The sequence below is a fragment of the Pseudoalteromonas sp. TB51 genome (assembly GCF_000498055.1).
GTDB lineage: Bacteria > Pseudomonadota > Gammaproteobacteria > Enterobacterales > Alteromonadaceae > Pseudoalteromonas > Pseudoalteromonas atlantica.
This window is the reverse complement of sequence record NZ_AUTO01000323.1, coordinates 1-23,112: the sequence shown is the minus strand read 5'-3', so window position 1 is coordinate 23,112 and position 23,112 is coordinate 1. Positions and strand designations below refer to the sequence as shown.

The following is a 23,112-nucleotide window of genomic DNA, read 5'->3' as shown; positions in this document are numbered from 1 at the left end:
GCGGGTTATTTGATGAAGACACGTCTCACACCGCAAACGCTGATGAAAAGAGCAGCGATAGCACAGCTCAAACACCGCCTATTAGCGATGCTCAAAAAGCACCCGACAAACCTAAAAGCAAACCCACAGCCGATAAAAAGCCAACATCAGCACCAGAGTCTACCTCCATAAGAGTAGGAATAGACAAAGTAGACTCGTTAATAAATATGGTCGGTGAGTTGGTGATAACACAAGCCATGTTAAATCAGTTGAGCGAGCAAGAAATTAGCGAATCAACCATTACGTCATTACAAGAAGGTTTGGCACAACTGGCGCACAATACCCGAGACCTGCAAGAAAATGTTATGCGTATTCGTATGTTACCGATTAACTTTGTATTTAGCCGGTTTCCGCGTTTAGTGCGCGATATAGCGCAAAAACTAAATAAACAGGTGGAGTTAAAATTATTAGGCGAGCAAACCGAGCTAGATAAAACGGTAATGGAAAAAATATCTGATCCTATGGTGCACCTAGTCAGAAATTCGCTCGACCATGGCCTTGAAACAATAGAACAGCGGGTTGCCGCAGGTAAAGACCCAGTGGGCACCGTGACCTTAAATGCCTTTCATCAAGGCGGTAATATCGTGATAGAAATAATGGACGATGGGCAGGGCTTAAATACGCAAAAAATTAAAGAAAAAGCCATTGCTAATGAGCTGATCACCGCTGATTGTAACTTAACAGATGATGAAATTAACGAGCTTATTTTTATGCCTGGCTTTTCTACCGCCGATGCGGTTAGCGACTTATCTGGGCGTGGTGTAGGAATGGATGTTGTTAAGCGCAATATTCAATCTTTAAATGGCTCGGTTGAGGTTTCATCAGCGCCTGGCGTTGGCTCTACTTTTACAATTAGGCTGCCCCTAACACTTGCCATTTTAGATGGGCAATTAGTTAAAGTTGCCCAGCATACTTATATTATTCCGCTTATTTCTATTGTTGAATCACTACAGATTGATATCACTAAAGTAAGCCGAGTGGGTAAAGACTTAGATGTACTAAGGCTGCGTGACGAATACATTCCTATTTTACGCTTATATCAAATTTTTAATCATCAAAACGCCATAGAGTCATTAGACAAAACCTTGCTGGTGGTTGTTGAAACCGACAACCAAAAAGTGGGTTTGCTGGTAGATGACTTACTTTCGCAGCAGCAGGTAGTAATAAAAAGTTTAGAGGCCAATTACCAAAAAGTAGATGGGGTGTCTGGAGCAACTATTTTAGGCGACGGGCGTGTATCGTTAATTGTTGATATTAGCGGCTTAATAAAATTATCAGGGCTTAAAAAACCAGGTAGCCAAGAGCTAATCATAGAATCAAAAACACCTCTGGAGGCTTCATGATTAGTGAACAAAGCGAGCTAAACAACAAAATTGATTTAGGGCAACAGCAAGGCGTTAAGCAGTTTTTAACCTTTATTATGGCTGGCGAAGAATACGGCGTAGATATATTAACCGTGCAAGAGATCAGGAGCTGGGAAGAAATTACCGTACTGCCCAACGCGCCGGATTTTGTTAAAGGAGTGATAAACCTTCGCGGCACCATAGTGCCAATAATAGATTTACGCTTACGTTTTGGCCTGCCAAGCACTGAATATGGGCCATTAACGGTTGTTATTGTTGTAAAAGTTATTTTTGAAAACGGTTCAAAAATAATGGGCATCGCAGTAGATGCGGTGTCAGATGTTTACAGCATTGCAGAGCAAGACGCCAAGCCCGTCCCTAGCCTGTCTGATTCGAGTAATTGTGAATATGTCGCAGGGTTGGTGAACGTGGGCGAAAAAATGGTCTCGTTAATTGATTTACAAAGAACAATGGATATATAGCCACAGCGCTATGTAGCAACAAAAACAAACATAAAGGTGGTGATGGGCATGGGATGGTTTAGTAATCCGAAGCAGTCAGAATCAAGTAATGACTTAATCGTTAATGCATTAAATAAATCATTAGCGGTTATTGAGTTTGAACCCAGCGGCAGAATAATTACGGCTAATTCAAACTTTTTAAATGCAATGGGATACCGCTTAGAGGAAGTGCAAGGGCAGCACCACTCTATGTTTGTTGAACCAGATGAAGCACAGAGCAGCGAGTATAAAAATTTTTGGCAACGCTTGCGCGGTGGTGAGTTTATTTCTAATGAGTTTAAGCGTCTTGCTAATGGAGGGCGAGAAGTATGGATCCAAGCTACCTATAACCCAATTATTGATAGCCAAGGGCAAGTGCTAAAAGTAATTAAATTTGCTACCGACATTACCGAACAAAAGAAACAGGCCGCTGAAGCGCAAGGCCAACTTGAGGCAATTAGTAAATCTCAGGCGGTGATTGAGTTTAATCTTGATGGCACAATTATTACTGCCAATGACAATTTTTTAAATGGTTTAGGCTATCAACTTAGCGAAATAAAAGGCCAGCATCATAAATTATTTGTCGACCCAGAATACGCTAAAACAAACGAGTATAAACAATTTTGGGATAAGTTAGGACGAGGCGAGTACGACTCGGGCGAGTACATGCGAATAGGCAAACAAGGGCAAGAAATATGGATTCAAGCCTCTTATAACCCTATTTTCGATTTAAACGGCAAGCCTTATAAAGTTATTAAATACGCCAGTGATATCACCGCGCAAAAACAGCTAGAGCGCGAGTCTAAAAAGGCTGCCGATTTAGCAAGTGCGTTAACTGTTTGCCAAGCCAATGTAATGATTGCCGATAAAGACCTAAATATTGTATTTGTAAACGATCAGGTTAAGTTAATGCTCAAAGCGCGAGAAACTGAGTTGCAAGGTGTGCTACCTAGTTTTTCTGTTGATAATTTAATAGGCACGTGTGTTGATGATTTTCATAAGCACCCAGCTCATCAACGCGAACTATTAAAAAACTTAAAACAACCTTATAAAACTGAGTTACGTTTAGCGGGGCTTATTTTTAGTTTAATTGCTACACCGTGGATAAACCATGAAGGTAAGCATTTAGGCACCATTGTTGAGTGGGAAGATATTACCGATAGCGTAGCAAAAGCAGAACAAGAACGTGCTGAAGCACAAGAAAACTTACGAGTAAAACAAGCGCTTGATACCGTAGCAACAAACACCATGATAGCTGATGCTTCAAATGTAATTGTATACATGAACAACGCGGTTAAATCGATGATGAGTATTGCTGAAGATGATTTGAAAAAGGAGCTGCCTAACTTTGATAGCACTAATTTAATGCAGCAAAACATTGATATATTCCATAAAAATCCGGCTCATCAACAAAACCTACTAGCTAAGCTTACAACAACTTACCGAGCCGAAATAAAAGTAGGCGGGCGTACCTTTGGTTTAGTTGCAAACCCTATTTTTACATCAGAACAAGAACGCATAGGCACCGTAGTTGAGTGGGAAGATAGAACGGGCGAAGTTGCAATAGAAAAAGAAATTGCACAATTAGTCAGCGATGCAGGTAATGGCGATTTAGAAACCCGAGTAGATGAAAAAGGTAAAGAAGGCTTTTTCTTACGCTTAGCGCAGGGCTTAAACAGCTTAGTTGAAATTGTGGATGATGCCGTTAGTGATACCGCGCAAATGCTTGATGCAATGGCCAATGGCGACCTATCAAAACGCATAGAAAAAGAGTATCAAGGCTCGTTCGATAAGCTCAAGCAAGATGCTAATACCACAGCAGATAAATTGACCGATGTGATTAACCGAATTAACTCATCGGCCACGTTAGTAGCCAGTGGCGCAGAGGAAATTTCGCAAGGCAACGCTGATTTAAGCCAGCGTACCGAAGAACAAGCTTCATCACTTGAAGAAACCGCGTCAAGTATGGAAGAAATGACCAGTACTGTAAGGCAAAATGCAGATAACGCAAAAGTCGCTAACGATTTAGCCGAAGAAACCTGCGAGAAAGCAATTCAAGGTGGTGAAGTAGTTAATAGAGCTGTAACGAGTATGTCGGCCATTAACGAGTCGAGTAAAAAAATTGCAGACATTATTGGCGTGATTGATGAAATTGCCTTTCAAACTAATTTACTGGCACTTAACGCCGCCGTTGAAGCAGCCAGAGCGGGTGAGCAAGGCCGTGGCTTTGCCGTTGTTGCTGGTGAGGTGCGTAATTTAGCGCAGCGCTCAGCTGGAGCAGCCAAAGAAATTAAAGAGCTTATTAGAGACAGCGTTGCAAAAGTTACCGATGGCTCTGTGCTTGTAAATGAGTCGGGCGAAACACTCAGAGAAATTGTTTCAAGCGTACAACGTGTTACGCAAATGATTTCGGATATAACCGAGGCCTCTGAAGAGCAAAGCGCAGGCATAGAGCAAGTTAATAAAGCGGTTGCCCAAATGGATGAAATGACCCAGCAAAATGCGGCACTAGTAGAAGAAGCGTCTGCGGCGGGCGAGTCAATGGCTGAGCAAGCAAACGAGATGCGTCAGTTATTGCACTTTTTTTCACTCGGGCAGCAAGGTATAAACACATTGCCAAATACGCACTTTGAACGCTCAGCGCCCCCTGCGCGCCAACCTAGTGGCTATTTAAAAAATACCCAACCCAAAGGCGAAAACTTTATAGACTCAGCAGATGAATGGGAAGAGTTTTAGTCATTACTGGCTTGCTAGTTAATACCCTAGCAAGCCTGCTTTACAAGGGATGGTATGACAATGAAAGAATTTTTATGTACCGATAAAGATTTTAAAGACATTGCCACTTTAGTTTATAACGCGTGCGGAATTGTACTTGGCGATCATAAACGCGAAATGGTGTATTCCCGCTTAGCAAGAAGGGTAAGAGAGCATAAACTTAAAAACTTTTCTCAATACTTAGAGTACTTAGACAATAATAAAGAAGCTGAGTTTGACGCATTTATTAATGCTATTACCACTAACTTAACCTCCTTTTTTAGAGAACCCCACCACTTTGAGTTTTTAAAAAACACCATAGTGCCGCAGTTACTTAGCAGTAACAAAGTAACAAAACGAGTACGCGTATGGTCAGCGGGTTGCTCTACAGGCGAAGAGCCTTACAGCTTAGCAATAACCCTTGCCGATTTATTCCCAAGTTCTTGGGATGTAAAAATTTTAGCAACCGATTTAGATTCTAATGTATTAGCCAAAGCACAAGCGGGTATTTATACCGCGGCTAATGTAAATGGCTTAGAAAACAATGTACTTAAAAAGTGGTTTTTAAAAAGCAAAGATGGGCAAACATATAAAGTAAAACCACAGTTAAATAAACACATTTTTTTTAAACGCCTTAACCTTTTACAAGAATGGCCCATGAAAGGGCAGTTTGACTTAATTTTATGTCGTAACGTGGTTATTTATTTTGATAAAGAAACAAAAGACACCTTATTTAGACGTTATGCAAATGCACTTAATCGTGACGGTTATTTGTTTTTAGGGCACTCAGAGAGTATGGGAAAAGAGCATTCTGAGTTTAAAAATTTAGGGAAAACCATGTATCAAAAGCAACACAATGCACGCACAGTTTAGGCCTGTGCTCCCAGGGTTTGAACATATAAAACGTTACTGGGATGCAGGGCGCACAAGCGTGGTGGCAAAAATATTACCTGGCGAATTTTATGTCTCAAAAAATGATGAGCTTATTTCTACAGTGCTTGGGTCGTGCATAGCCGCGTGTGTTTACGATGAAAAAGCCGGTATAGGTGGCGTAAATCATTTTATGTTGCCAGTAAAAAAAGGCCTAGAATTAAACAGTGCCCATAGTTTGAGCTGCCGCTACGGAAACTGGGCAATGGAATACCTGATCAATGAAGTACTCAAAGGTGGTGCTGCGCGAAAAAATTTAAAAATAAAACTCTTTGGTGGCGGCAAAATAATTAGCGCAATGACCGACATAGGGATAGGTAATATTAGCTTTGCCAATGCGTATATTCAGGAAGAGTCGCTCAATCTTGTTGCACAAGATATGGGGGGGCCGTGGCCTCGAAAAATTTTTTTTCATCCGCATACGGGCAAAGTCCACGTAAAAAAGCTGAAGAATTTGCACAACAACACAATTGAAAAACGCGAAGTGCGCTACCTGCAAAACCTTAAGCAACAAGATAAAGCCACCGAGACTAACATAGAGCTGTTTTAGGAGCCGTAATGGTTAAAGTTCTGATAATAGATGATTCACCACTGATAAGGCGTTTGCTGAGCGAAATATTATCTCAGGCTAGCGATATCGAGGTTGTTGGCTGTGCTGAAGACCCTTATCAAGCACGAGAAATGATTAAATTGCTCAATCCAGATGTGCTTACCCTCGATGTAGAAATGCCAAAAATGGACGGCATTAGCTTTTTAAGAAACCTAATGCGCTTAAGACCTATGCCCGTTGTGATGATTTCTACACTAACCCAGCAAGGCTCGCCTATCACCTTAGAAGCGCTTGAGCTTGGTGCGGTGGATTTTATTGCCAAGCCGACCGTGAATGTTAAGCAGCAAATGAGTCAATATGCATATGTTGTGCAGCAAAAAGTGCGCGTGGCAGCAGGTGCAAGGGTAAGAAGTTTTAAAAAGGTAAGCACAGTGAGCGAGCCTTTACCTAGCAATGCACAATTTTTATTAAACAAGGTAATAGCGATAGGGGCTTCAACAGGGGGCACAGAAGCAATAAAAGAAGTGCTTATAAAAATGCCCACCAATTGCCCTGCGATTGTGATTACCCAGCATATTCCTCCGGTATTTAGTACCTCGTTTGCCCAGCGTATGGACCGCACCTGTGCAATTAACGTAAAAGAAGCGCAGCACGGCGACAAGCTCACTGCGGGATGGGCTTATATAGCCCCAGGTGGTTTGCACTTAAGCATAAAAAAAAGAGGGGCAAGTTTATATTGCGAGCTTGATGATTCTGAGCCTGTTAACCGCCANAGCGTTACTAACCGGTATGGGGAGCGATGGAGCAAAGGGGTTGCTTAGCATTAAACAAGCGGGTGGTTACACCATTGCACAGGATGAGTTTTCTTCTGTGGTGTGGGGAATGCCCAAAGCGGCGGTTGATTTAGGCGCCGCTCACGAAATTGTTGCGCTTGATAAAGTAACCCAGCGCTTATTGCATCAGGCTATAAAGGTGTAATTGCTACTGAATAACCCACGGCTGCGAAAACCAATAGTAACTACCAGGGTGCTCAATAGAAGGGGCGGTACAATTAAAGCGTGAACGGCCTTTATTTAGCGCCTTTGGTGAGTCAATTTTTACAGTTGTGTCGTTTATCCAAGTTAACTTAGCCTGCCCTACACTTGATACATAACACGCAAACTGACTTTTATGAAAATCACCCATTTCAAACTCAATGCTGAGCGTTGGTGGGTTTTGTGAGGTTACACTGTCTTGGTAATCTAGGGTTTTAATACTAAACGCCCGAGAGTTTAATTTTGTAATTAACGTATCTAATTTACTGTAAAAGCCAGAGGCTGGAAAACGCGGTAAGCGGGTAAAGTTAGCGTTTTTATTTACAGCGCCTGAGTGCTGACCAATGCCAATAAAGCCAAGCTCTTTTACAAGCGCTTGTAGTTTGTTATTAAACTCACCATACGGGTACGCTAGGTATTTATAATCGTGGCCTATTTCTTCTTTAATACGCTGTTGAGAATGCAAAATATCTTGTTTAATACGTGCTTGCCACTGTGCATCGCTCTCATCTTTTAGCTTAATATGCAGGTAGTCATGCTGGGCAGTGTGATTGGCAATTAACGCCCCTTTGCCTGCGAGCTCTTTTAATTTATCCCACCCCATTACGTAGCCTTTGCCTTCATCAATAAGGGTAGGGTTTACAAAAATAGTATAGGGGTAACCAAATTTTTCTAAAATAGGCGCTGCCTGTTCGTAGTTATTGTTGTAACCATCGTCAAAGGTGATAGCGACTGTTTTCTCAGGTAAAGTTTTGCCTTGTTGTAAAGCGCTTATTAGCTCATTTAGCGCAATAACATTAAAATTATGCTCTTTTAAGTAGCTCAAATGCTTGGTAAATGTATTTGCGCTTACACTGGTCACAGCGGGAAGGGTTTCGCTTACATGGTGATACTGTAAAATAACCGCCGCATGAGCACGTACTGATAAACAAATGAGAGTAATTAAAACTAAATGAAACAATTTCTTAAACATAATAAGGCACACCATAAAAGCTTGCTGTTGCTAGCGGGTCCAATGATATTATCAAATATTACTGTCCCACTGTTAGGAATTGTTGATACCGCTGTTATTGGCCACTTAGGTAGCGCACATTACTTAGCGGGCATCGCACTTGGCTCAGCTGTTATTTCTATTTTATTTTGGCTCGCCGGTTTTTTACGTATGAGCACCACAGGGTTAGTGGCCCAAGCATACGGGCAAAATAACTTAACACAGTTGGCAGCGCTTTTAAAACGCAGCTTATTGCTTGCCGTGTGTGTGGCGTTAGCGCTTATTGCCTTATCGCCCTTGATAAAAAATGCCATTGCATTTTTATCAGGCGCAAATAGTGAGGTTCTTGCTCAAGCATATCAGTATTTTAGTATTCGTATATTTAGTGCCCCTGCCGCACTTTGTAATTTAGTGCTGCTTGGCTGGATGCTTGGCGTACATTATGGGCGCGGGCCATTTTACTTGCTGCTAGTGACCAATATTACCAACATAGTGCTCGATATATATTTTGTGGTGTATTTAGACTGGGCAGTAGCGGGAGCAGCGTGGGCGTCGTTAATTGCAGATTACAGCGCGTTGGCTTTTGCGTTGCTACTAGTGATTAAGCTCGCTAAAAAGCAAGGCGTGGAGCTAAGCGTGCCCAACTGGCTCAGTGTTAGCAAAATGGCAGAGCTACTTAGTTTAAATAGAGATATATTTATTCGCTCTTTAATTTTGCAATTATGCTTTAGCTTTATGACCTTTTATGGCGCCCGCATAGGTGAAACAACGCTTGCAGCGAATGCCGTGTTACTTAACTTTTTAATGTTAGTAAGCTTTGCACTTGATGGAATAGCCTATGCAAGCGAAGCCAAAGTTGGTCAAGCTAAAGGTCAGCGAAGCGTTAATAACATTAGACTATGGGTAAAAATAAGTGTGTTTTGGGGGATGCTTTTTGGCGTGTTATACAGCGTATTTTTTGCTGTATTTGGCAGCGCTATTATTAAGCTTTTAACCAATGTACCCGAGGTAATAGAAGCTGCGACAAATTACTTACCGTGGGTAATAGTATTGCCTATGTTAGCAATGAGCTGCTTTTTGTTTGATGGCGTATTTGTAGGGCTTACACGGGCAAAAAATATGCGTAACAGTATGATTCTTTCAGCTGCTGTTGGCTTTTTTGGGGTGTTTTGGGTGTTTATAGAGTGGCAAAATAATGCGTTATGGCTGGCTATGAGTTGCTTTATGCTTATGCGCGGCGTTACGTTAATTATTAAGTATTTGCAGTTAAAAGCAACTAATCAGCTGCTAGATTAAGCGAACGTGTCATTTCCATAGGTCGGGGTCGTGATCTTTTGGCCCCATATCTTTTAAAACTTGCGAGAAACGATTGGCAAAAATACCGCTATAACCCCATGCAGCAAAAAATAATGCCGGGATTAAAATAACCACACCTATAATTTGTAAACTAAAGTGGGTGTAGTAGCCAAGGGCAATAAATATCACGGCTAGCACAAACAGTGCTAAGCCGCGAAAAAAGCGCGTTAAACTCAACTTAGGGTTACTCCCTAAGCGATAAATAAGCGGCTTTAACATTATTGCTTAGTAATAAGAGTGATCGCCCGCTTGGTGCTCGGTAATGTCGGCAACACCGGTGATTTCCTCAAACTTTGCAATCATTTCTTTCTCGATGCCTTCTTTAAGCGTTACATCGATCATAGAGCAGCCATTACAACCACCACCAAATTGAAGTACTGCAATACCTTCAGCGGTTACTTCAACTAGGCTTACTTGGCCACCGTGGTTAGCTAGCTGTGGGTTTACTTCGGTTTCTAGCATGTGTTGAACACGCTCATTTAGCGATGCGTTATCGCCTAGTTTACGTGCCTTTGCATTAGGCGCTTTTAAAGTTAACTGAGTGCCCATTTTGTCGGTAACAAAATCAATTTCAGCTTCTTCTAAAAAAGGGGCGCTTTCTGTATCTACTACGGCATCAAAACCATTAAAGTTAAGACGAATATCGCTGTCTTCTACGGCGTCTTCTGGGCAATAAGAAACACCACATTCCGCTTGTGATGTACCAGGGTTTACAACAAACACACGAATATTAGTTTGTTGTGCTTGATCTGCTAAAAGTTTAGCAAAATGCGCTTGTGCTGTTTCGGAAATAGAAATCATAAAACCGTCTATACTTGACTAAATTACTCGGATACTGCATATCATACTCCGCTCATCGTGTTGCGGCTAGTGTTGAGCGTAAAAAGTTGGCATCTATTTTTAGCAATGCTAGCGTGCAAATAACAAACATTTTTAGAGTGATTTATATGCGCTGGATAGTAACTATAATGGTGGCAATACTTAGCTTTTCAAGTATGGCAAAACCACTTTCGTATTATTTTGAACAAGATGTAGAGTTTGATAAAACAATACCCACCCCACAAGACGTACTTGGTTACGAAGTAGGTGAGTGGCATGTAAGGCACGACCAACTGGTGCGTTACATGGAAATTCTAGCGCAAAAAAGTAATCGTATAAATTTTGAAGTAATAGGGCGCACACACGAGCAACGTCCGCTTGTGATGCTAAGTATTAGCAGCGCTGAAAAACTAGCTAACTTAGAGCAAATTCGCCAAGCGCACTTAGCCCGTTTAACAAACAGTGAGCAAGCTAAAAACACACAAAATGAGCCTGCTGTAGTTTGGATGGGATACAGTGTGCATGGCAATGAGTCATCAGGCAGCAATGCCGCTTTATTGGTTGCGTATTACCTTGCTGCAGCGCAAGGCCCAGAAATAGAAAAACTATTAAATAATACCGTTATTTTGCTCGACCCATCACTTAACCCCGATGGCTTGGCTCGCTTTGCTAATTGGGCTAATAGTAATCGGGGGATGAACTTATCAAGCGACCCTAAAACGCGTGAACACGTAGAAAGCTGGCCAAGTAGCCGTACAAATCACTATTGGTTTGATTTAAACCGCGATTGGTTATTACTACAACACCCAGAGTCGCGTGCACGCATTGCTAAATTTCATCAATGGAAGCCAAATATTCTTACCGACTTTCATGAAATGGGGCCAAACAGCAGCTACTTTTTTCAACCTGGCATTGCCAGTCGCAAGCACCCAATTACCCCAGATGAAAACGTAACGCTTACTAAAGCTATAGCCAATTACCATGCTAAAACTTTAGATAAAAATAATGCCCTTTATTTTACCGAAGAAAGCTTTGACGACTTTTATTACGGCAAGGGTTCAACCTACCCCGATGTAAACGGCGGTATAGGTATTTTATTTGAGCAAGCCAGCTCGCGTGGACATGTACAAGAAACCATAAATGGTACGCTTACGTTTCCTTTTACTATTAAAAATCAGTTATTAACAAGCCTATCAACCTTTAAAGCAGCGGTAGATAACCGCGAGGCGCTATTAACCTATCAGGCTAAATTTTATAACCAAGCAGTTGATTTAGCTGATGATGAAAGTTTTGAAGGCTATGTGGTTGAGGGCGCTAAAGACAACACCCGGATTAAACTATTTTTAAACCTGTTAAAGCAGCATCAAATTAATGCCTATCCACTTACAAAAGCGCTAAAAGCCAATGGCAAAAACTTTAGCACCCAGAGTTATTTTGTGCCGTTAGCTCAGCCACAGTTTCGTTTAGTAAAAGCTATTTTTAGTGAGCAAAAAAGTTTTGCCGATAACACATTTTATGATGTGTCGGGCTGGACACTCGCCCACGCTTTTAATTTAGAGTTTGCACAAGTAAAAAGTAGTTGGGGCTTAGAAGTAGCCAGCACTGCGTGGCAAAAAGCAGTTAAACCATCATTTGCTGCGTTAAAGCAAAGTTATGCATTTGGCTTTGCCTGGGACGATTACTTAGCGCCTAAAATGCTAAATAGCTTGCTAAAGCAAGGCATTAAAGCGCGTGTCGCGTTAAGCGCCTTAACAGCTAAAAGCAGCACCACCGAAATAGACTTTGCACCTGGCAGCATTATTGTCCCCGCAGGGCTGCAAACAAACCCTGATTGGGTGGCTATTTTAAACGATGCTCAAACCCAGTTTGGTATTGCGATAAAGCCTATTACCACGGGCCTTACAGGGAAAGGCGCCGATTTAGGCTCNGAGCCAAAAGTACTGCTTGTGGGCGGTAAAGGCGTAAGCCAATACGAAGCGGGTGAAGTATGGTATTACCTTGACCGCTTTGTTGGTATTTCTCCGACCATAGTAGAAATGGAGCGTTTAGGTAGCCTAGATTTAAATAATTACAGCCACATTGTACTAGCTAATGGCAATTATTCGGGCTTACCCGATAGCGATAAAGTTGCCATTAAAAGCTGGGTAAGAAAAGGCGGCGTAATTTGGGGTCACAAAGGCGGCGCTAAATTTTTAGCTGATCAGCAATTACTCAAGGCTAATTATTTATCTAGGCAAGATGTAGCCAGCGCTTTTAATACTCAAGGGCTAAATTACGCAGATAAAGATCATTTAGCTGGACGACAACGTATAGCCGGCGCTATTTTTAATACCGATGTAGACACCACGCATCCACTAACGTTTTCGCTTAATCGCGAAACGCTGCCTGTATTTAAAAATAGCACCTGGTTATTAGAAAAATCATCCGCCCCGTTTGTAAACATACTCACTTACCCGCAAAAACCACTATTAGCAGGGTTTACCGATGGCGTAAATGAGCAGCAAATTGCCGGTGCAGCAGCCATGATGGCCCACTCATACGGGCGTGGCAGTGTTATTGCGATGACAGATAACCCTGTATTTAGAGGATATTGGTACGGCACAAGCCGATTACTCAGTAATGCTTTATTTTTTGGTCACACATTTAGAGTAAGAGGTGATTAACTACCCCTTTAAAGTGGCGTTAAACACGTAGCAAAAGCCCAGACTTGTTTAGCGCCCGCTTGTTTTAATACTCGGGTAGCCGCGTTGAGCGTGGCGCCTGTGGTCATTACATCATCTACAATAACCACCGTTTTACCGCTCATATCTTGTGTACATACAAAGGCATTTTTTACATTTTTAATCCGCTTAGCTCTAGATAATAGTGACTGTGCTTGCGTGGCTTTATTGCGTATTAGCGCATTACTTATACAAATATGTTTTGCCAAACACGGTTGCCACACTTGGCTTACCTGATTAAACCCGCGTGTTAAAAAGCGCCCTCGGTGCAAAGGTAAAATAATCGCTATGTCGGGCTGGGTAGTTAAATTTTCAAAAAACACCGTTAGCTGGCGTTTAATTACTTGTTGCAGCGCTTTTTTATAGTGAATTTGATTATTAAATTTGAGCCGTTTAAGCCAATGCTCAAAAGGGGGTTGATAAAAAGCACAGGCAAAGAGCTTATCAAACTCGCAATGCGGAAACATTTCTACAATATCCGGGCGGTGCAATAAATTACTGTGCTTATTTAAATCAAACACGCTTAAATCCGTTAAGCAATAGTCGCACAACCCCTCTTGAGCACTAATAACTCCCTGACATTGCACGCAATAAGAGGGAAATAACCAATTAAAAAATGAGTGTTGCATTGGCTGCTCCTTGCGTTGCTTTCGTCAATGTAAGCGTTATGATGTGGCTAAGTTTGGTTAAGGTTAGGCAAATATGCAAAGCGAGTTAGTTTTATTACATGGTTGGGGCATGAACCAAGGCGTATGGCAATTAGTGCAGCCAGAGTTAACGTTTTTATGCAGTGGCTCGGTGCGCAGCATTGACCTGCCTGGCTTTGGCAACAGCAATAGCTGCCCAAGCCCTTATAATTTACACGATGCAGCTGAAATCGTAAGCGAGCAACTTAGCTCTGGCTCTATTTTAATGGGCTGGTCGCTAGGAGGATTGTTTGCTCTTTATATTGCTAAACATTGGCCAAATAAAGTATCAAAAGTAATTTTAGTTGCCTCAAGCCCTTTTTTTGCCGAGGCAGATGATTGGCCTGGAATAAAAGCCAGCGTGCTTGAGCAATTTAAAGAGCAATTAGTTAATCACCGAGAAAAAACCATAGAGCGCTTTTTAGCTATTCAGGCCATGGGTAGTGAGTCGGCACGCGATGATATAAAGCAGCTAAAGCACTTGCTAAATCAGTACAACGCCCCTAAAAGTGAGGCGTTAAGTGCGGGTTTAAATATTTTACAAAATGATGATTTACGCAACGTGTTTGCGCATTGCCCAGTGCCTATAAAAGCGATATTTGGCCGTTTAGATGCGCTGGTACCTTACAAAGCAATTAATAAAATGGCAGCTCTAAATACTGAGTTTGAATACGAAGTACTAGATAAAGCCTCCCATGCACCATTTATTTCTCATAAAAAAGAGTTTTTATCTGCCGTTAAATCAATGCTTTAAAATAGCCTAAAGAAAGGTACTGTTTAAAGCTTTATTTTGCCCATGAAGTGAGCGATAATTAAACAATATTTATTTTTTGGAGGTACAGCATGGCTATTGGTTCAGTATTTAATAGTGGTGTAGAAGGGTTTAATCGTGCAAGCCAAGGTATAGAGCGAGCAAGCGCAGAGATAAACCGTGCCACCATTGAAGAGCAAGACGATACGCAACTAGCCCAACAGCGCCAGTTAACAGCTGCGCGACCTGAAGAGGCTGTAACAGCGCCTGTTGCACAACCAGCTCGGGTTGACGAAGCGCTTGTTAATTTAAAAGTTGAAGAGTTTAATGCCAAGGCAAACACGCAATCTATTCAAACTGCAGATGAAGTGCTTGGTACGCTAATCGATATTAAAGTTTAAACGTTATGAATATTGTCACGCCATTTCCGTCTATCAATATAAACACCGCCAATGTTTATACGGAAACCGCTCGGCGTGACAACCAACTGCGCGAAGTTATTCCTGCCCCTGCACCCAATAGCGCCAGTAATACCGAAACCAAAGCACAAAGCGATGCTGATAAAGCAAAACTGCCAAGCAGTGCAGAAGCCGCCACCTATGATGCAACCGGTAAACTCAGTGATGAGCAAGCTGTTGAGCAGCGCCAGCAAGGCAGCGAAGATTTAGATAGCGAACAGCAACAAAACCAACAAGCAAGCAAAGACACCCCCGAAGAAGAGCAAGCTCAGCAACAGCTAGAATTAGAACAGCAGCAAATTGAAGAGCTTAAAGCGCGCGATACTGAAGTGCGTGTGCACGAACAAGCTCATGCATCGGTGGGTGGGCAGTATGCAGGCTCACCAAGTTATGAATACCAACGTGGACCAGATGGCACTAATTACGCTGTTGGCGGTGAGGTACAAATTGATGTATCTGAAATCCCCGGCGATCCGCAAGCCACTATAGATAAAATGCAAACGGTACGAGCAGCCGCACTTGCCCCTGCTGAACCTTCTAGTGCCGATAGAGCCATTGCCGCTGATGCAACCCAAAAAATGGCCGCAGCGCAAGCTGAATTATCAGCCCCTGCTGACGATGAAGCGCAAGCACAAGAGCCACAAAGTGCGTTGTCAATAAACGAAACCAGCACTGCTGAGTCTCAAAGCGATACTAATACCGAGCAATCACGCGACCCAGAAGTAGACGCACGAGCTGGCCGTATAGCTAATTTTTATCAAATGACTAGCTCACCCCAAAACGAGAGTGGTTTTTCTGCGTTTGGTTAACACCAGCTAAGCATTATTAAAAAAGCCGCTCACTGAGCGGCTTTTTAGTTTAAGGAGTCATCACTTAATGAAGCAAAAGGGTATTATTTTTTTACCTTTGCATTAGCAAATGCATCGGCAAAGGCATTACCCATCATGGCGTTACCGTTATCGCGCTTTGGTTTTGCTGCACGCGGTTGCTGGCCCTGATTACTGCGTTGCTTTTGCGGCGCGGCAGCGGGTTTATTGCTTGTGTCTATTTCATCATCTAAGCGCATAGTAAAGCTAATGCGTTTACGTGGGGCATCTACCTCAACCACTTTTACTTTTACAATGTCACCGGCTTTTACTACTTCGCGCGGATCAGAGATAAACTTATTAGTAATTGCCGAAATATGCACTAGGCCATCTTGGTGAACACCTACATCAACAAACGCACCAAAGTTAGCAACGTTAGAAACCACACCTTCTAAAATCATACCGGGTTTTAGGTCTGTGATTTTTTCTACACCGGCTTTAAATTCAGCAGTTTTAAACTCAGGACGAGGATCGCGCCCAGGCTTATCTAGCTCTTTAATGATGTCGGTAACGGTAGGTAAGCCAAACTTCTCGTCGGTGTAGTCATTAGCAACCAGCTTATTTAAAAACTCGCTATTGCCTATTAAGCTATTTACATCAAGGTTGTTACGCTCACAAATAAGTTTAACAACAGGATAAGCCTCAGGGTGAACTGATGAGTTATCAAGTGGGTCTTTACCCTGATTAATACGCAAAAAGCCTGCTGCTTGTTCAAACGCCTTAGGTCCTAAACGCTCAACTTTTTTAAGTTCGCTACGCTTAGTAAACGTGCCGTTAGTGTCGCGGTAATTTACTATATTTTGCGCTAAGGTTTTATTTAACCCCGATACGCGAGTAAGAAGCGGTACCGAGGCCATATTTAAATCAACACCCACTGAGTTTACACAGTCTTCTACCACTGCGGTTAGTGTTTGGCCTAATTGACTTTGCGATACATCGTGTTGGTATTGGCCTACACCAATTGATTTTGGCTCAATTTTAACAAGCTCGGCAAGTGGGTCCTGCAGGCGGCGCGCAATAGATACCGCGCCACGCAAAGACACATCTAAGTTAGGAAATTCATTTGCTGCAAATTCAGACGCAGAGTAAACAGATGCGCCGGCTTCGCTTACCATAATTTTATTTAATTTAAGCTCAGCATTGGCCTTAATAAGTTCGCCTACTAGCTTGTCAGACTCGCGTGATGCGGTTCCGTTACCAATCGCAATAAGTTCTACTTTATGCTGGCGACATAGTTGCTCTAATGTACGTAACGATTTTTCCCAGTGATTTTGTGGTGCGTGGGGGAAAATAGTTTGGGTTGTAAGCAATTTACCTGTGCCATCAACTACGGCAATTTTACAGCCAGTTCGCAAACCAGGATCTAGACCAAGCGTGGTACGCGGCCCAGCAGGGGCGGCCATAAGTAAGTCTTTTAAGTTTTTAGCAAATACATCTATAGCGCCGGTTTCGGCTTTTTCTCGCATGGCTGCTAAAAATTCATTTTCTAGGTGTAGGCCAAGCTTTATTTTCCATGCCCACTGCACAACACTTAATAGCCATGCGCTAGCTGCTTTATATTTCACATCTAAACGGTAGTGATCAGCAATCATTTGCGCGCATAGCTGGGCTGCATTTTCGCTGCTTGGCTCTGGGTTAATACTCAGCTGCAAAATACCTTCGTTACGCGCGCGCAACATAGCAAGTGCGCGGTGAGAAGGGACCTTTTTAAGAGGTTCTTGATGGTCAAAGTAGTCGCGGTATTTGCTACCGGCTTGCTCTTGGCCGTCAATAAGTGTGCTTTGTATAGCGCCGTGTTGGCTAATGTGGCTTCTAAATTTAGCTAATAACTTGGCATCTTCTGCAAAGCGTTCCATTAAAATAAATTTAGCGCCATCAAGGGCTGTTTTGGTATCAGCAATGCCTTTGTTGGCATTTATAAACTGCTGCGCTTGTTGTTCTGGCTCTAAGTTTGCGTCGTTAAATAGCGCATCGGCAAGTGGCTCAAGGCCTGCTTCAATGGCTATTTGCCCTTTGGTACGGCGTTTAGCTTTATAAGGAAGGTATAAATCTTCAAGCTCAGTTTTACTTTGTGCGCTGGTAATATCGGCACTCAGTGCTGGCGTTAATTTATTTTGCGATTCGATGGTTGATAAAATAAAGCTGCGGCGCTCTTCAAGCTCGCGCAAGTACGACAAACGTTGCTCTAAAAGGCGTAATTGCGTGTCGTCTAATCCACCGGTAATTTCTTTACGGTAACGCGCAATAAAAGGAACCGTTGCGCCTTCATCAAGTAATTTTGTAGCAGCAACAACTTGTTGCTGTTGTGCATTTAGCTCAGTGGCTAAACGTGCAGAGATATCGCTCATGCATAAACCTTTTAATACAAAAAATAAAACCAGAAAATCCCTCTGGTACTGTTATACCCAGCTTATTAAAGTTGCTATTTAATGAGTTTGGCAGGTATTTATTAGTTGAATAATATCACAGCAGGTTGTAATAAAAAGCTCTTAAAGCAAGCAATTTTGCTTGCTTTAAGATGGTTGGCTTGGCTGAGCTTACAAAGCGTAAAAGCGCGCTTTAGTAAGGGTGCTCTACGCTTTCTAAAACATCACTAAACGTGTGAGCAATAGGGGTAATATGCACTGGAATGTGTAACGTTTTAGCTATTTGACGCGCCGAAATTAACCCGCATATTTCGTTATTAGTGGTTGTTGCTAATAAAAACATGCTGCCTTGATGCTCCATTGTTTGTAGTGCATCGCCAATACTTGCATAGCTTAGGCTTTGCATACTTACGCCATTAAGTTGGCTAATAGGTGTCATAATGTAGCGTAAGCTCACTTCATTGCGGCTGGTATTTAAACGCTGTGCAATGGCCGTAATTTTAGCGCTTTGTAGGTCGGCACTTGAAACAATACCAATTAATTTTTGCGCATCATCAGTCACCAATACATAGTCAGAGTGCTCTGCTAGTACTTGTTTAAGCGCCTCGCTGATAGGAGTGTAGTATTGAGCGCGAATTGGCGTTTTTTGGGTAAAGTTATTGATTACGGTTAAAGCCGGAGATGTTAAATCAATAGTGGCTTGTTGATCTTCAAACGTGCTTGCAATAACGCCATGAGAAATATTTTGGGTACGTAATTCTTTAAAGTTAGACATAGTAGTCACCTTATTAGTTATAAAATTTAATCAAAAAGTAAAATTGTGAATTAAATTAAATAGCTAGGTGGACCACGTTGATATGCCGTACTAAAAGGACGGTATAGGTTTGTACTTTGGTAAAAAGATGAAACAGCATTAGGTAGCGGTTGAAACAACCTAATAGCAAATGCATTAACATGAGAATCTAAGTCAATGTCGGGGGTTGCTTGGTCAGGAAATTCACAAGCGATAAAATGATTAGATACACTGGCGTTATCTATACTTACTTCGGTGGTATTGGCATGCAGAGTCAAACTCACACTCATTAAAAGTGCAAACAATACGGCATTACTACATATGCGCTGTACTAAGTTTGACATAGCCACTACCTTAAAAATCAGGTTAAAGATAAACCTGCTAAACCAATATATATCCTAATGAGATATATTACACAATAAAAAATTTACCTGATCTGAATCAAAGTAGTTATTTATTAATAATGTTATGGGGGACTATTTTTGATATTCAATACTATTTACATACCATTCCTTTTTACCTTGCGGTGTAGGTACCTCAAACTCATCATCTACTTGTTTTTTTATCAGGGCGCGCGCCATAGGTGAGTCAATTGATATGTAGTCTTTACGGTCGTATATTTCATCAGGCCCTACAATTCTAAATTTTTTAACCTCGCCTTGCTCGTTTTCTATTTCTACCCATGCGCCAAAAAATACTTTACCGTCTTGCTGCGGCGAGTAATCAATAACTTTTAAACCGGGTAGGCGTTTGCGCAAATACCGAACACGACGATCAATTTGGCGCAGTAAGCGTTTATTATATTGATAGTCTGCGTTTTCTGAGCGATCGCCAAGGCTTGCCGCCCAGCTCACTATTTTAGTGACTTCACGGCGTTTAACGTTCCATAAATGGTCGTGCTCTTGCTGTAATTGTAAGTAACCTTCGCGGGTTATTAAATTTGTTTTCATGGGCTTTTATTCATTAACTCTAATGCTGTGCACGTTATTAAAATTGCTAAAATTTGTCGAGTGTAAACTTTAGGGCGTGTTGTTCTTTGATGGTCGAATTTGCAGCAGTATGTTTGGTTTTTAGGCAAGGCAGAGCCTATGAAGTGTGGTTATTCCCCATAAATAGGTGATAACGCAGCATAAATGCCAAACATGCGCTGCCCTTCGGGTTCTGCCTAGGGGCGATAAACTCTTTGTTACTCGGTTTTTACTTAGCCCACTAGGTTACAAAGCTCGCGCCGCAATTTAATCGCCCCTAGATTGAACAAATTTCAATCCGCAAAGGTCAACACGCCCTAATATTATAACTTTGAAATGTTCAGTAACAATCTAAGCGCGCAATTAGATTTTGATTATTAAGTTTTTCATTTATATTAACTATTAATTGGAAATAAAAATAAGAAACACGCAATGGGACACGAAACCACAAAAGTATTAGTTGTAGATGACGATATGCGCCTGCGCAGCTTACTAGAGCGTTATTTAGTAGAGCAAGGCTTTATTGTTAGAACCGCCGCAAACTCAGAGCAAATGGATAGACTTATTGAGCGAGAGAACTTTCACTTAATGGTGCTTGATTTAATGCTACCAGGCGAAGATGGTTTATCTATTTGCCGTCGGCTACGCCAAAAAGAAAACGAAATTCCTATTGTGATGCTGACAGCAAAAGGCGATGAGGTCGACCGTATTATAGGCCTTGAGCTAGGCGCAGACGACTACATCCCGAAACCGTTTAATCCGCGCGAATTACTGGCTCGCATAAAAGCTATTTTACGCCGCCGCGCCAAAGAAGTACCGGGCGCACCCGCAGCGGAAGAAAACTTAATAGCCTTTGGGCAATTTACGCTTAATTTAGCCACGCGCGAAATGAGCGAGGGCGATAAAACCATTTCACTCACCAGCGGTGAATTTGCCGTACTTAAAGCGCTTGTATCGCACCCGCGCGAGCCACTGAGCCGCGATAAACTAATGAACCTTGCCCGTGGGCGAGATTACAGTGCGCTTGAGCGCAGTATTGATGTGCAAGTATCGCGACTGCGCCGCATGATAGAAGTAGATGCTGCCAACCCGCGCTATATTCAAACTGTATGGGGTTTGGGTTATGTGTTTGTTCCTGACGGTGATAAGTAGTTTATATGGGATTTTTTCCGCGTAGTGCGTTTGGCCAAACTGTATTTTTAGTGGCCGCTTTACTGCTAATTAACCAAATAGTGTCGTATGTAACGGTGAGCTTTTACGTTGTAAAACCAACCATAGAGCAAGTAAATTTAATGCTCGCTAAGCAAATTAAAACGGTATTTATAGACTGGGAAGACGGCGTAGAAATCAACGACGAAGTGTCTGAAAAGTTTTTTGAAATTACAGGTATAGAAGTGATGACGCAGCGCGAGGCAATGCGCCAAGGGCTGGGTCAAACCCGAGAATACTCGATGCTGTCGCGTAGTATGTCTGAGCAATTAAATGGTTCTGCTCGGGTGCGTATTAGTCAAACCGACCCGCTGATTTATTGGGTAGAAGCGCCGCAAGCACCCGGTTACTGGGTAAAAGTACCGCTTAGCGGGTATCAAGAAAATAACCTTGAATTTTTAACGTTTTACTTATCAAGTATTGGTTTTTTAAGTGTGTTAGGCGGCTGGCTATTTGCTCGGCACTTAAACCGCCCATTAAAGGCGTTGCAGCAAGCAGCCGTGAAAGTGGGTAAGGGCGATTTTAGTAGTAAGCTTGAAGAAGAAGGCTCCAGTGAAGTTATAGAAGTTACCCGTGCATTTAACCAAATGTCGCGCGGTATTGCCGCTCTTGAAAACGATCGCCGTTTACTCATGGCCGGTGTTTCTCACGATTTACGCACTCCGCTTACTCGTATCCGCCTTGCCACCGAAATGATGAATGATGAAGATGACTACCTTCGCGAAGGCATCATTTACGATATTGAAGATATGAACGGCATTATCGATCAATTTATTGAGTATTTACGCCACCACAAAACAGATGAGCTTGCTTGCGAAGATATAAACGCGCTAGTGACTGAAGTGGTTAATTGTGAGCTTAAACAGCAACGCGCTATTACCTTTAAAGGCAACCCCAGCGTGGGGCTTATTCCGTTAAGTAGTGTGGCTATTAAGCGTGTAATTACTAACATGATTGAAAACGCGCTGCGTTATTCCGACGGCGATATAGAAGTATTAAGCTACTTTAATTCAAACAAAAAATACGTTGTGATAGCGGTAAACGATAACGGCCCCGGTATACCAGAAAGCGAACTAGAATCGGTGTTTGAGCCTTTTAAACAAGGTGATACCGCGCGTGGTAGTGAGGGGAGTGGTTTAGGCCTTGCCATTATTAAGCGTATTATTGATATGCACGATGGTAAAGTTAAGCTAGAAAACCGCCCAGAAGGCGGCCTAAGTGCACAAATTTATTTACCTATAAAAATACAAAACTCTGCACAGTAAGCTGTGCAGAGTTGGCTATTTCCATAACGTTAATAGTGCTAAAACTTAGAGTGCTTTAAAGCGGATTGCTGTACCACCACTTGTGGCTAGTTTTAAAGTTAGCTTGTCGTTTGCGCTAACTACGCGCTTTTCGATATCTAAATCGTACGGATTGTTTTTCCATTCAGCGTTTTTACCGTCTTGGTATATGTGCGCTTCAAACTTTTTACCCTTTTCTAAAAAGTCGAGTTTTACCTCAATAGTTCGGGCTTTCTCGTCGGTTACGGCGCCTAAGTACCAATCGTTTCCTGAGTATTTATCGCGTTTGCGCTCTTTACGGGCAAAAACAATAAAGTCGCCCACTTCGCCATCAAGCGCAATACTTTGCTGCCAATCGGTTGGTACGTCTTGAATAAATTGAAATGCATCAGGCTTGGCTAAATAGTTTTTAGGTAAGTCGGCGGCCATTTGAATTGGGCTATACAGCACAACATAAAGTGCAAGCTGCTTGGCAAGCGTTGTTTGTGGGCGGTTTGTATCATCGCCTAAGCCATTAAAGCCCATATCGAAAATGCCAGGGGTAAAGTCCATAGGCCCTGCCAGCATACGGGTAAACGCCAGCATAGGAATGTGCTCTGGTGGGTTGGGCGGCGTGCCCCATGCATTAAACTCTTGGCCGCGTGCCCCTTCGCGGGCAATCCAATTTGGGTAGGTACGACGCAGGCCTGTGTCTTT

The 23,112-nt window shown here is 42.3% G+C and carries 21 protein-coding genes and 1 pseudogene; 13 read left to right on the top strand and 9 right to left on the bottom strand.

Annotated features, from left to right (window positions below; translation table 11 throughout):
• The 6 genes and pseudogenes from L650_RS0120150 to L650_RS0120125 form a co-directional block, all read left to right on the top strand.
• A partial coding sequence (locus L650_RS0120150) for a chemotaxis protein CheA (RefSeq protein WP_223230614.1) occupies positions 1-1,382 on the top strand: 1,382 nt, incomplete at its 5' end.
• Complete coding sequence (locus tag L650_RS0120145; protein ID WP_029774197.1) at positions 1,379-1,864, top strand: chemotaxis protein CheW; 486 nt, start codon at positions 1,379-1,381, stop codon at positions 1,862-1,864. The genes L650_RS0120150 and L650_RS0120145, both read left to right, overlap by 4 nt.
• A gap of 48 nt (positions 1,865-1,912) precedes the next feature.
• A complete protein-coding gene (locus tag L650_RS0120140; RefSeq protein ID WP_029774196.1) occupies positions 1,913-4,618 on the top strand; it encodes a methyl-accepting chemotaxis protein in 2,706 nt (901 codons plus the stop codon).
• A 60-nt stretch (positions 4,619-4,678) separates the two neighbouring features.
• Complete coding sequence (locus L650_RS0120135; protein WP_029774195.1) at positions 4,679-5,509, top strand: CheR family methyltransferase; 831 nt, start codon at positions 4,679-4,681, stop codon at positions 5,507-5,509.
• Entirely contained in the window at positions 5,493-6,116 is a 624-nt protein-coding gene (gene cheD, locus L650_RS0120130; RefSeq protein ID WP_029774194.1) for a chemoreceptor glutamine deamidase CheD, read from the top strand. The genes L650_RS0120135 and cheD overlap by 17 nt, the downstream gene beginning before the upstream one ends.
• 8 nt (positions 6,117-6,124) lie before the next feature.
• A pseudogene (locus L650_RS0120125) lies at positions 6,125-7,094 on the top strand (protein-glutamate methylesterase/protein-glutamine glutaminase).
• 3 nt (positions 7,095-7,097) lie between these two features.
• Here L650_RS0120125 and L650_RS0120120 read toward each other — a convergent pair.
• Positions 7,098-8,123, bottom strand: a complete 1,026-nt coding sequence (locus tag L650_RS0120120) for a polysaccharide deacetylase family protein (protein WP_029774193.1) — start codon at positions 8,121-8,123, stop codon at positions 7,098-7,100.
• Positions 8,124-8,165: 42 nt separating this feature from the next.
• On the opposite strand from L650_RS0120120, the gene L650_RS0120115 reads away from it, so the two are divergent.
• Positions 8,166-9,437: an MATE family efflux transporter gene (locus tag L650_RS0120115; protein ID WP_029774192.1), complete on the top strand. Its 1,272-nt coding sequence runs from the start codon at positions 8,166-8,168 to the stop codon at positions 9,435-9,437.
• 9 nt (positions 9,438-9,446) lie between these two features.
• Here L650_RS0120115 and L650_RS0120110 read toward each other — a convergent pair whose 3' ends face one another.
• Both L650_RS0120110 and nfuA read right to left on the bottom strand, forming a co-directional pair.
• Entirely contained in the window at positions 9,447-9,716 is a 270-nt protein-coding gene (locus L650_RS0120110; protein ID WP_029774191.1) for a hypothetical protein, read from the bottom strand.
• A gap of 6 nt (positions 9,717-9,722) precedes the next feature.
• Positions 9,723-10,298, bottom strand: a complete 576-nt coding sequence (gene nfuA / locus L650_RS0120105; protein WP_029774190.1) for a Fe-S biogenesis protein NfuA — start codon at positions 10,296-10,298, stop codon at positions 9,723-9,725.
• Positions 10,299-10,444: 146 nt separating this feature from the next.
• On the opposite strand from nfuA, the gene L650_RS0120100 reads away from it, so the two are divergent.
• Complete coding sequence (locus L650_RS0120100; protein ID WP_174380557.1) at positions 10,445-12,979, top strand: M14 metallopeptidase family protein; 2,535 nt, start codon at positions 10,445-10,447, stop codon at positions 12,977-12,979.
• An 8-nt stretch (positions 12,980-12,987) separates the two neighbouring features.
• Here the strand turns inward: L650_RS0120100 and L650_RS0120095 are convergent, their stop codons facing one another.
• Entirely contained in the window at positions 12,988-13,665 is a 678-nt protein-coding gene (locus L650_RS0120095; RefSeq protein WP_029774188.1) for a ComF family protein, read from the bottom strand.
• Positions 13,666-13,738: 73 nt separating this feature from the next.
• Here L650_RS0120095 and bioH point away from each other — a divergent pair, with 73 nt between their 5' ends.
• The 3 genes from bioH (at position 13,739) to L650_RS0120080 (ending at position 15,740) form a co-directional block, all read left to right on the top strand.
• Complete coding sequence (gene bioH, locus L650_RS0120090; protein WP_029774187.1) at positions 13,739-14,476, top strand: pimeloyl-ACP methyl ester esterase BioH; 738 nt, start codon at positions 13,739-13,741, stop codon at positions 14,474-14,476.
• Positions 14,477-14,565: 89 nt separating this feature from the next.
• On the top strand, positions 14,566-14,874 hold the full coding sequence (locus L650_RS0120085; protein WP_004588240.1) for a hypothetical protein: 309 nt from the start codon (positions 14,566-14,568) through the stop codon (positions 14,872-14,874).
• Positions 14,875-14,879: 5 nt separating this feature from the next.
• Positions 14,880-15,740, top strand: coding sequence for a putative metalloprotease CJM1_0395 family protein (locus L650_RS0120080; protein WP_029774186.1), 861 nt, complete (start codon positions 14,880-14,882; stop codon positions 15,738-15,740).
• 83 nt (positions 15,741-15,823) lie between these two features.
• On the opposite strand, the gene L650_RS0120075 is transcribed toward L650_RS0120080, so the two are convergent.
• From L650_RS0120075 to greB, 4 genes are all read right to left on the bottom strand, one after another.
• Positions 15,824-18,145 carry a Tex family protein gene (locus L650_RS0120075; protein WP_029774185.1) on the bottom strand — a complete coding sequence of 774 codons (2,322 nt, stop codon included), beginning with the start codon at positions 18,143-18,145 and terminating at the stop codon, positions 15,824-15,826.
• Positions 18,146-18,356: 211 nt separating this feature from the next.
• On the bottom strand, positions 18,357-18,938 hold the full coding sequence (locus tag L650_RS0120070; RefSeq protein WP_029774184.1) for a CBS domain-containing protein: 582 nt from the start codon (positions 18,936-18,938) through the stop codon (positions 18,357-18,359).
• Positions 18,939-18,988: 50 nt separating this feature from the next.
• Positions 18,989-19,300, bottom strand: a complete 312-nt coding sequence (locus tag L650_RS0120065) for a hypothetical protein (RefSeq protein WP_029774183.1) — start codon at positions 19,298-19,300, stop codon at positions 18,989-18,991.
• 132 nt (positions 19,301-19,432) lie between these two features.
• Positions 19,433-19,906, bottom strand: coding sequence for a transcription elongation factor GreB (greB, locus tag L650_RS0120060; RefSeq protein ID WP_029774182.1), 474 nt, complete (start codon positions 19,904-19,906; stop codon positions 19,433-19,435).
• A 450-nt stretch (positions 19,907-20,356) separates the two neighbouring features.
• On the opposite strand from greB, the gene ompR reads away from it, so the two are divergent.
• Entirely contained in the window at positions 20,357-21,076 is a 720-nt protein-coding gene (gene ompR / locus L650_RS0120055) for a two-component system response regulator OmpR (RefSeq protein ID WP_004587537.1), read from the top strand.
• Positions 21,077-21,081: 5 nt separating this feature from the next.
• Positions 21,082-22,398: a two-component system sensor histidine kinase EnvZ gene (envZ, locus tag L650_RS0120050; RefSeq protein WP_029774181.1), complete on the top strand. Its 1,317-nt coding sequence runs from the start codon at positions 21,082-21,084 to the stop codon at positions 22,396-22,398.
• 45 nt (positions 22,399-22,443) lie between these two features.
• Here envZ and L650_RS0120045 read toward each other — a convergent pair.
• A partial coding sequence (locus L650_RS0120045; protein ID WP_029774180.1) for a glycoside hydrolase family 97 catalytic domain-containing protein occupies positions 22,444-23,112 on the bottom strand: 669 nt, incomplete at its 5' end.

Excerpts from the sequence above, each read along its gene's own strand:
- L650_RS0120145 (WP_029774197.1), top strand. The coding sequence starts at position 1,379 with ATGATTAGTGAACAAAGCGAGCTAAACAACAAAATTGATTTAGGGCAA.
- L650_RS0120140 (WP_029774196.1), top strand. The coding sequence starts at position 1,913 with ATGGGATGGTTTAGTAATCCGAAGCAGTCAGAATCAAGTAATGACTTA.
- L650_RS0120135 (WP_029774195.1), top strand. The coding sequence starts at position 4,679 with ATGAAAGAATTTTTATGTACCGATAAAGATTTTAAAGACATTGCCACT.
- cheD (WP_029774194.1), top strand. The coding sequence starts at position 5,493 with ATGCACGCACAGTTTAGGCCTGTGCTCCCAGGGTTTGAACATATAAAA.
- L650_RS0120120 (WP_029774193.1), bottom strand. The coding sequence starts at position 8,123 with ATGTTTAAGAAATTGTTTCATTTAGTTTTAATTACTCTCATTTGTTTA.
- L650_RS0120115 (WP_029774192.1), top strand. The coding sequence starts at position 8,166 with ATGATATTATCAAATATTACTGTCCCACTGTTAGGAATTGTTGATACC.
- L650_RS0120110 (WP_029774191.1), bottom strand. The coding sequence starts at position 9,716 with ATGTTAAAGCCGCTTATTTATCGCTTAGGGAGTAACCCTAAGTTGAGT.
- nfuA (WP_029774190.1), bottom strand. The coding sequence starts at position 10,298 with ATGATTTCTATTTCCGAAACAGCACAAGCGCATTTTGCTAAACTTTTA.
- L650_RS0120095 (WP_029774188.1), bottom strand. The coding sequence starts at position 13,665 with ATGCAACACTCATTTTTTAATTGGTTATTTCCCTCTTATTGCGTGCAA.
- bioH (WP_029774187.1), top strand. The coding sequence starts at position 13,739 with ATGCAAAGCGAGTTAGTTTTATTACATGGTTGGGGCATGAACCAAGGC.
- L650_RS0120085 (WP_004588240.1), top strand. The coding sequence starts at position 14,566 with ATGGCTATTGGTTCAGTATTTAATAGTGGTGTAGAAGGGTTTAATCGT.
- L650_RS0120080 (WP_029774186.1), top strand. The coding sequence starts at position 14,880 with ATGAATATTGTCACGCCATTTCCGTCTATCAATATAAACACCGCCAAT.
- L650_RS0120075 (WP_029774185.1), bottom strand. The coding sequence starts at position 18,145 with ATGAGCGATATCTCTGCACGTTTAGCCACTGAGCTAAATGCACAACAG.
- L650_RS0120070 (WP_029774184.1), bottom strand. The coding sequence starts at position 18,938 with ATGTCTAACTTTAAAGAATTACGTACCCAAAATATTTCTCATGGCGTT.
- L650_RS0120065 (WP_029774183.1), bottom strand. The coding sequence starts at position 19,300 with ATGTCAAACTTAGTACAGCGCATATGTAGTAATGCCGTATTGTTTGCA.
- greB (WP_029774182.1), bottom strand. The coding sequence starts at position 19,906 with ATGAAAACAAATTTAATAACCCGCGAAGGTTACTTACAATTACAGCAA.
- ompR (WP_004587537.1), top strand. The coding sequence starts at position 20,357 with ATGGGACACGAAACCACAAAAGTATTAGTTGTAGATGACGATATGCGC.
- envZ (WP_029774181.1), top strand. The coding sequence starts at position 21,082 with ATGGGATTTTTTCCGCGTAGTGCGTTTGGCCAAACTGTATTTTTAGTG.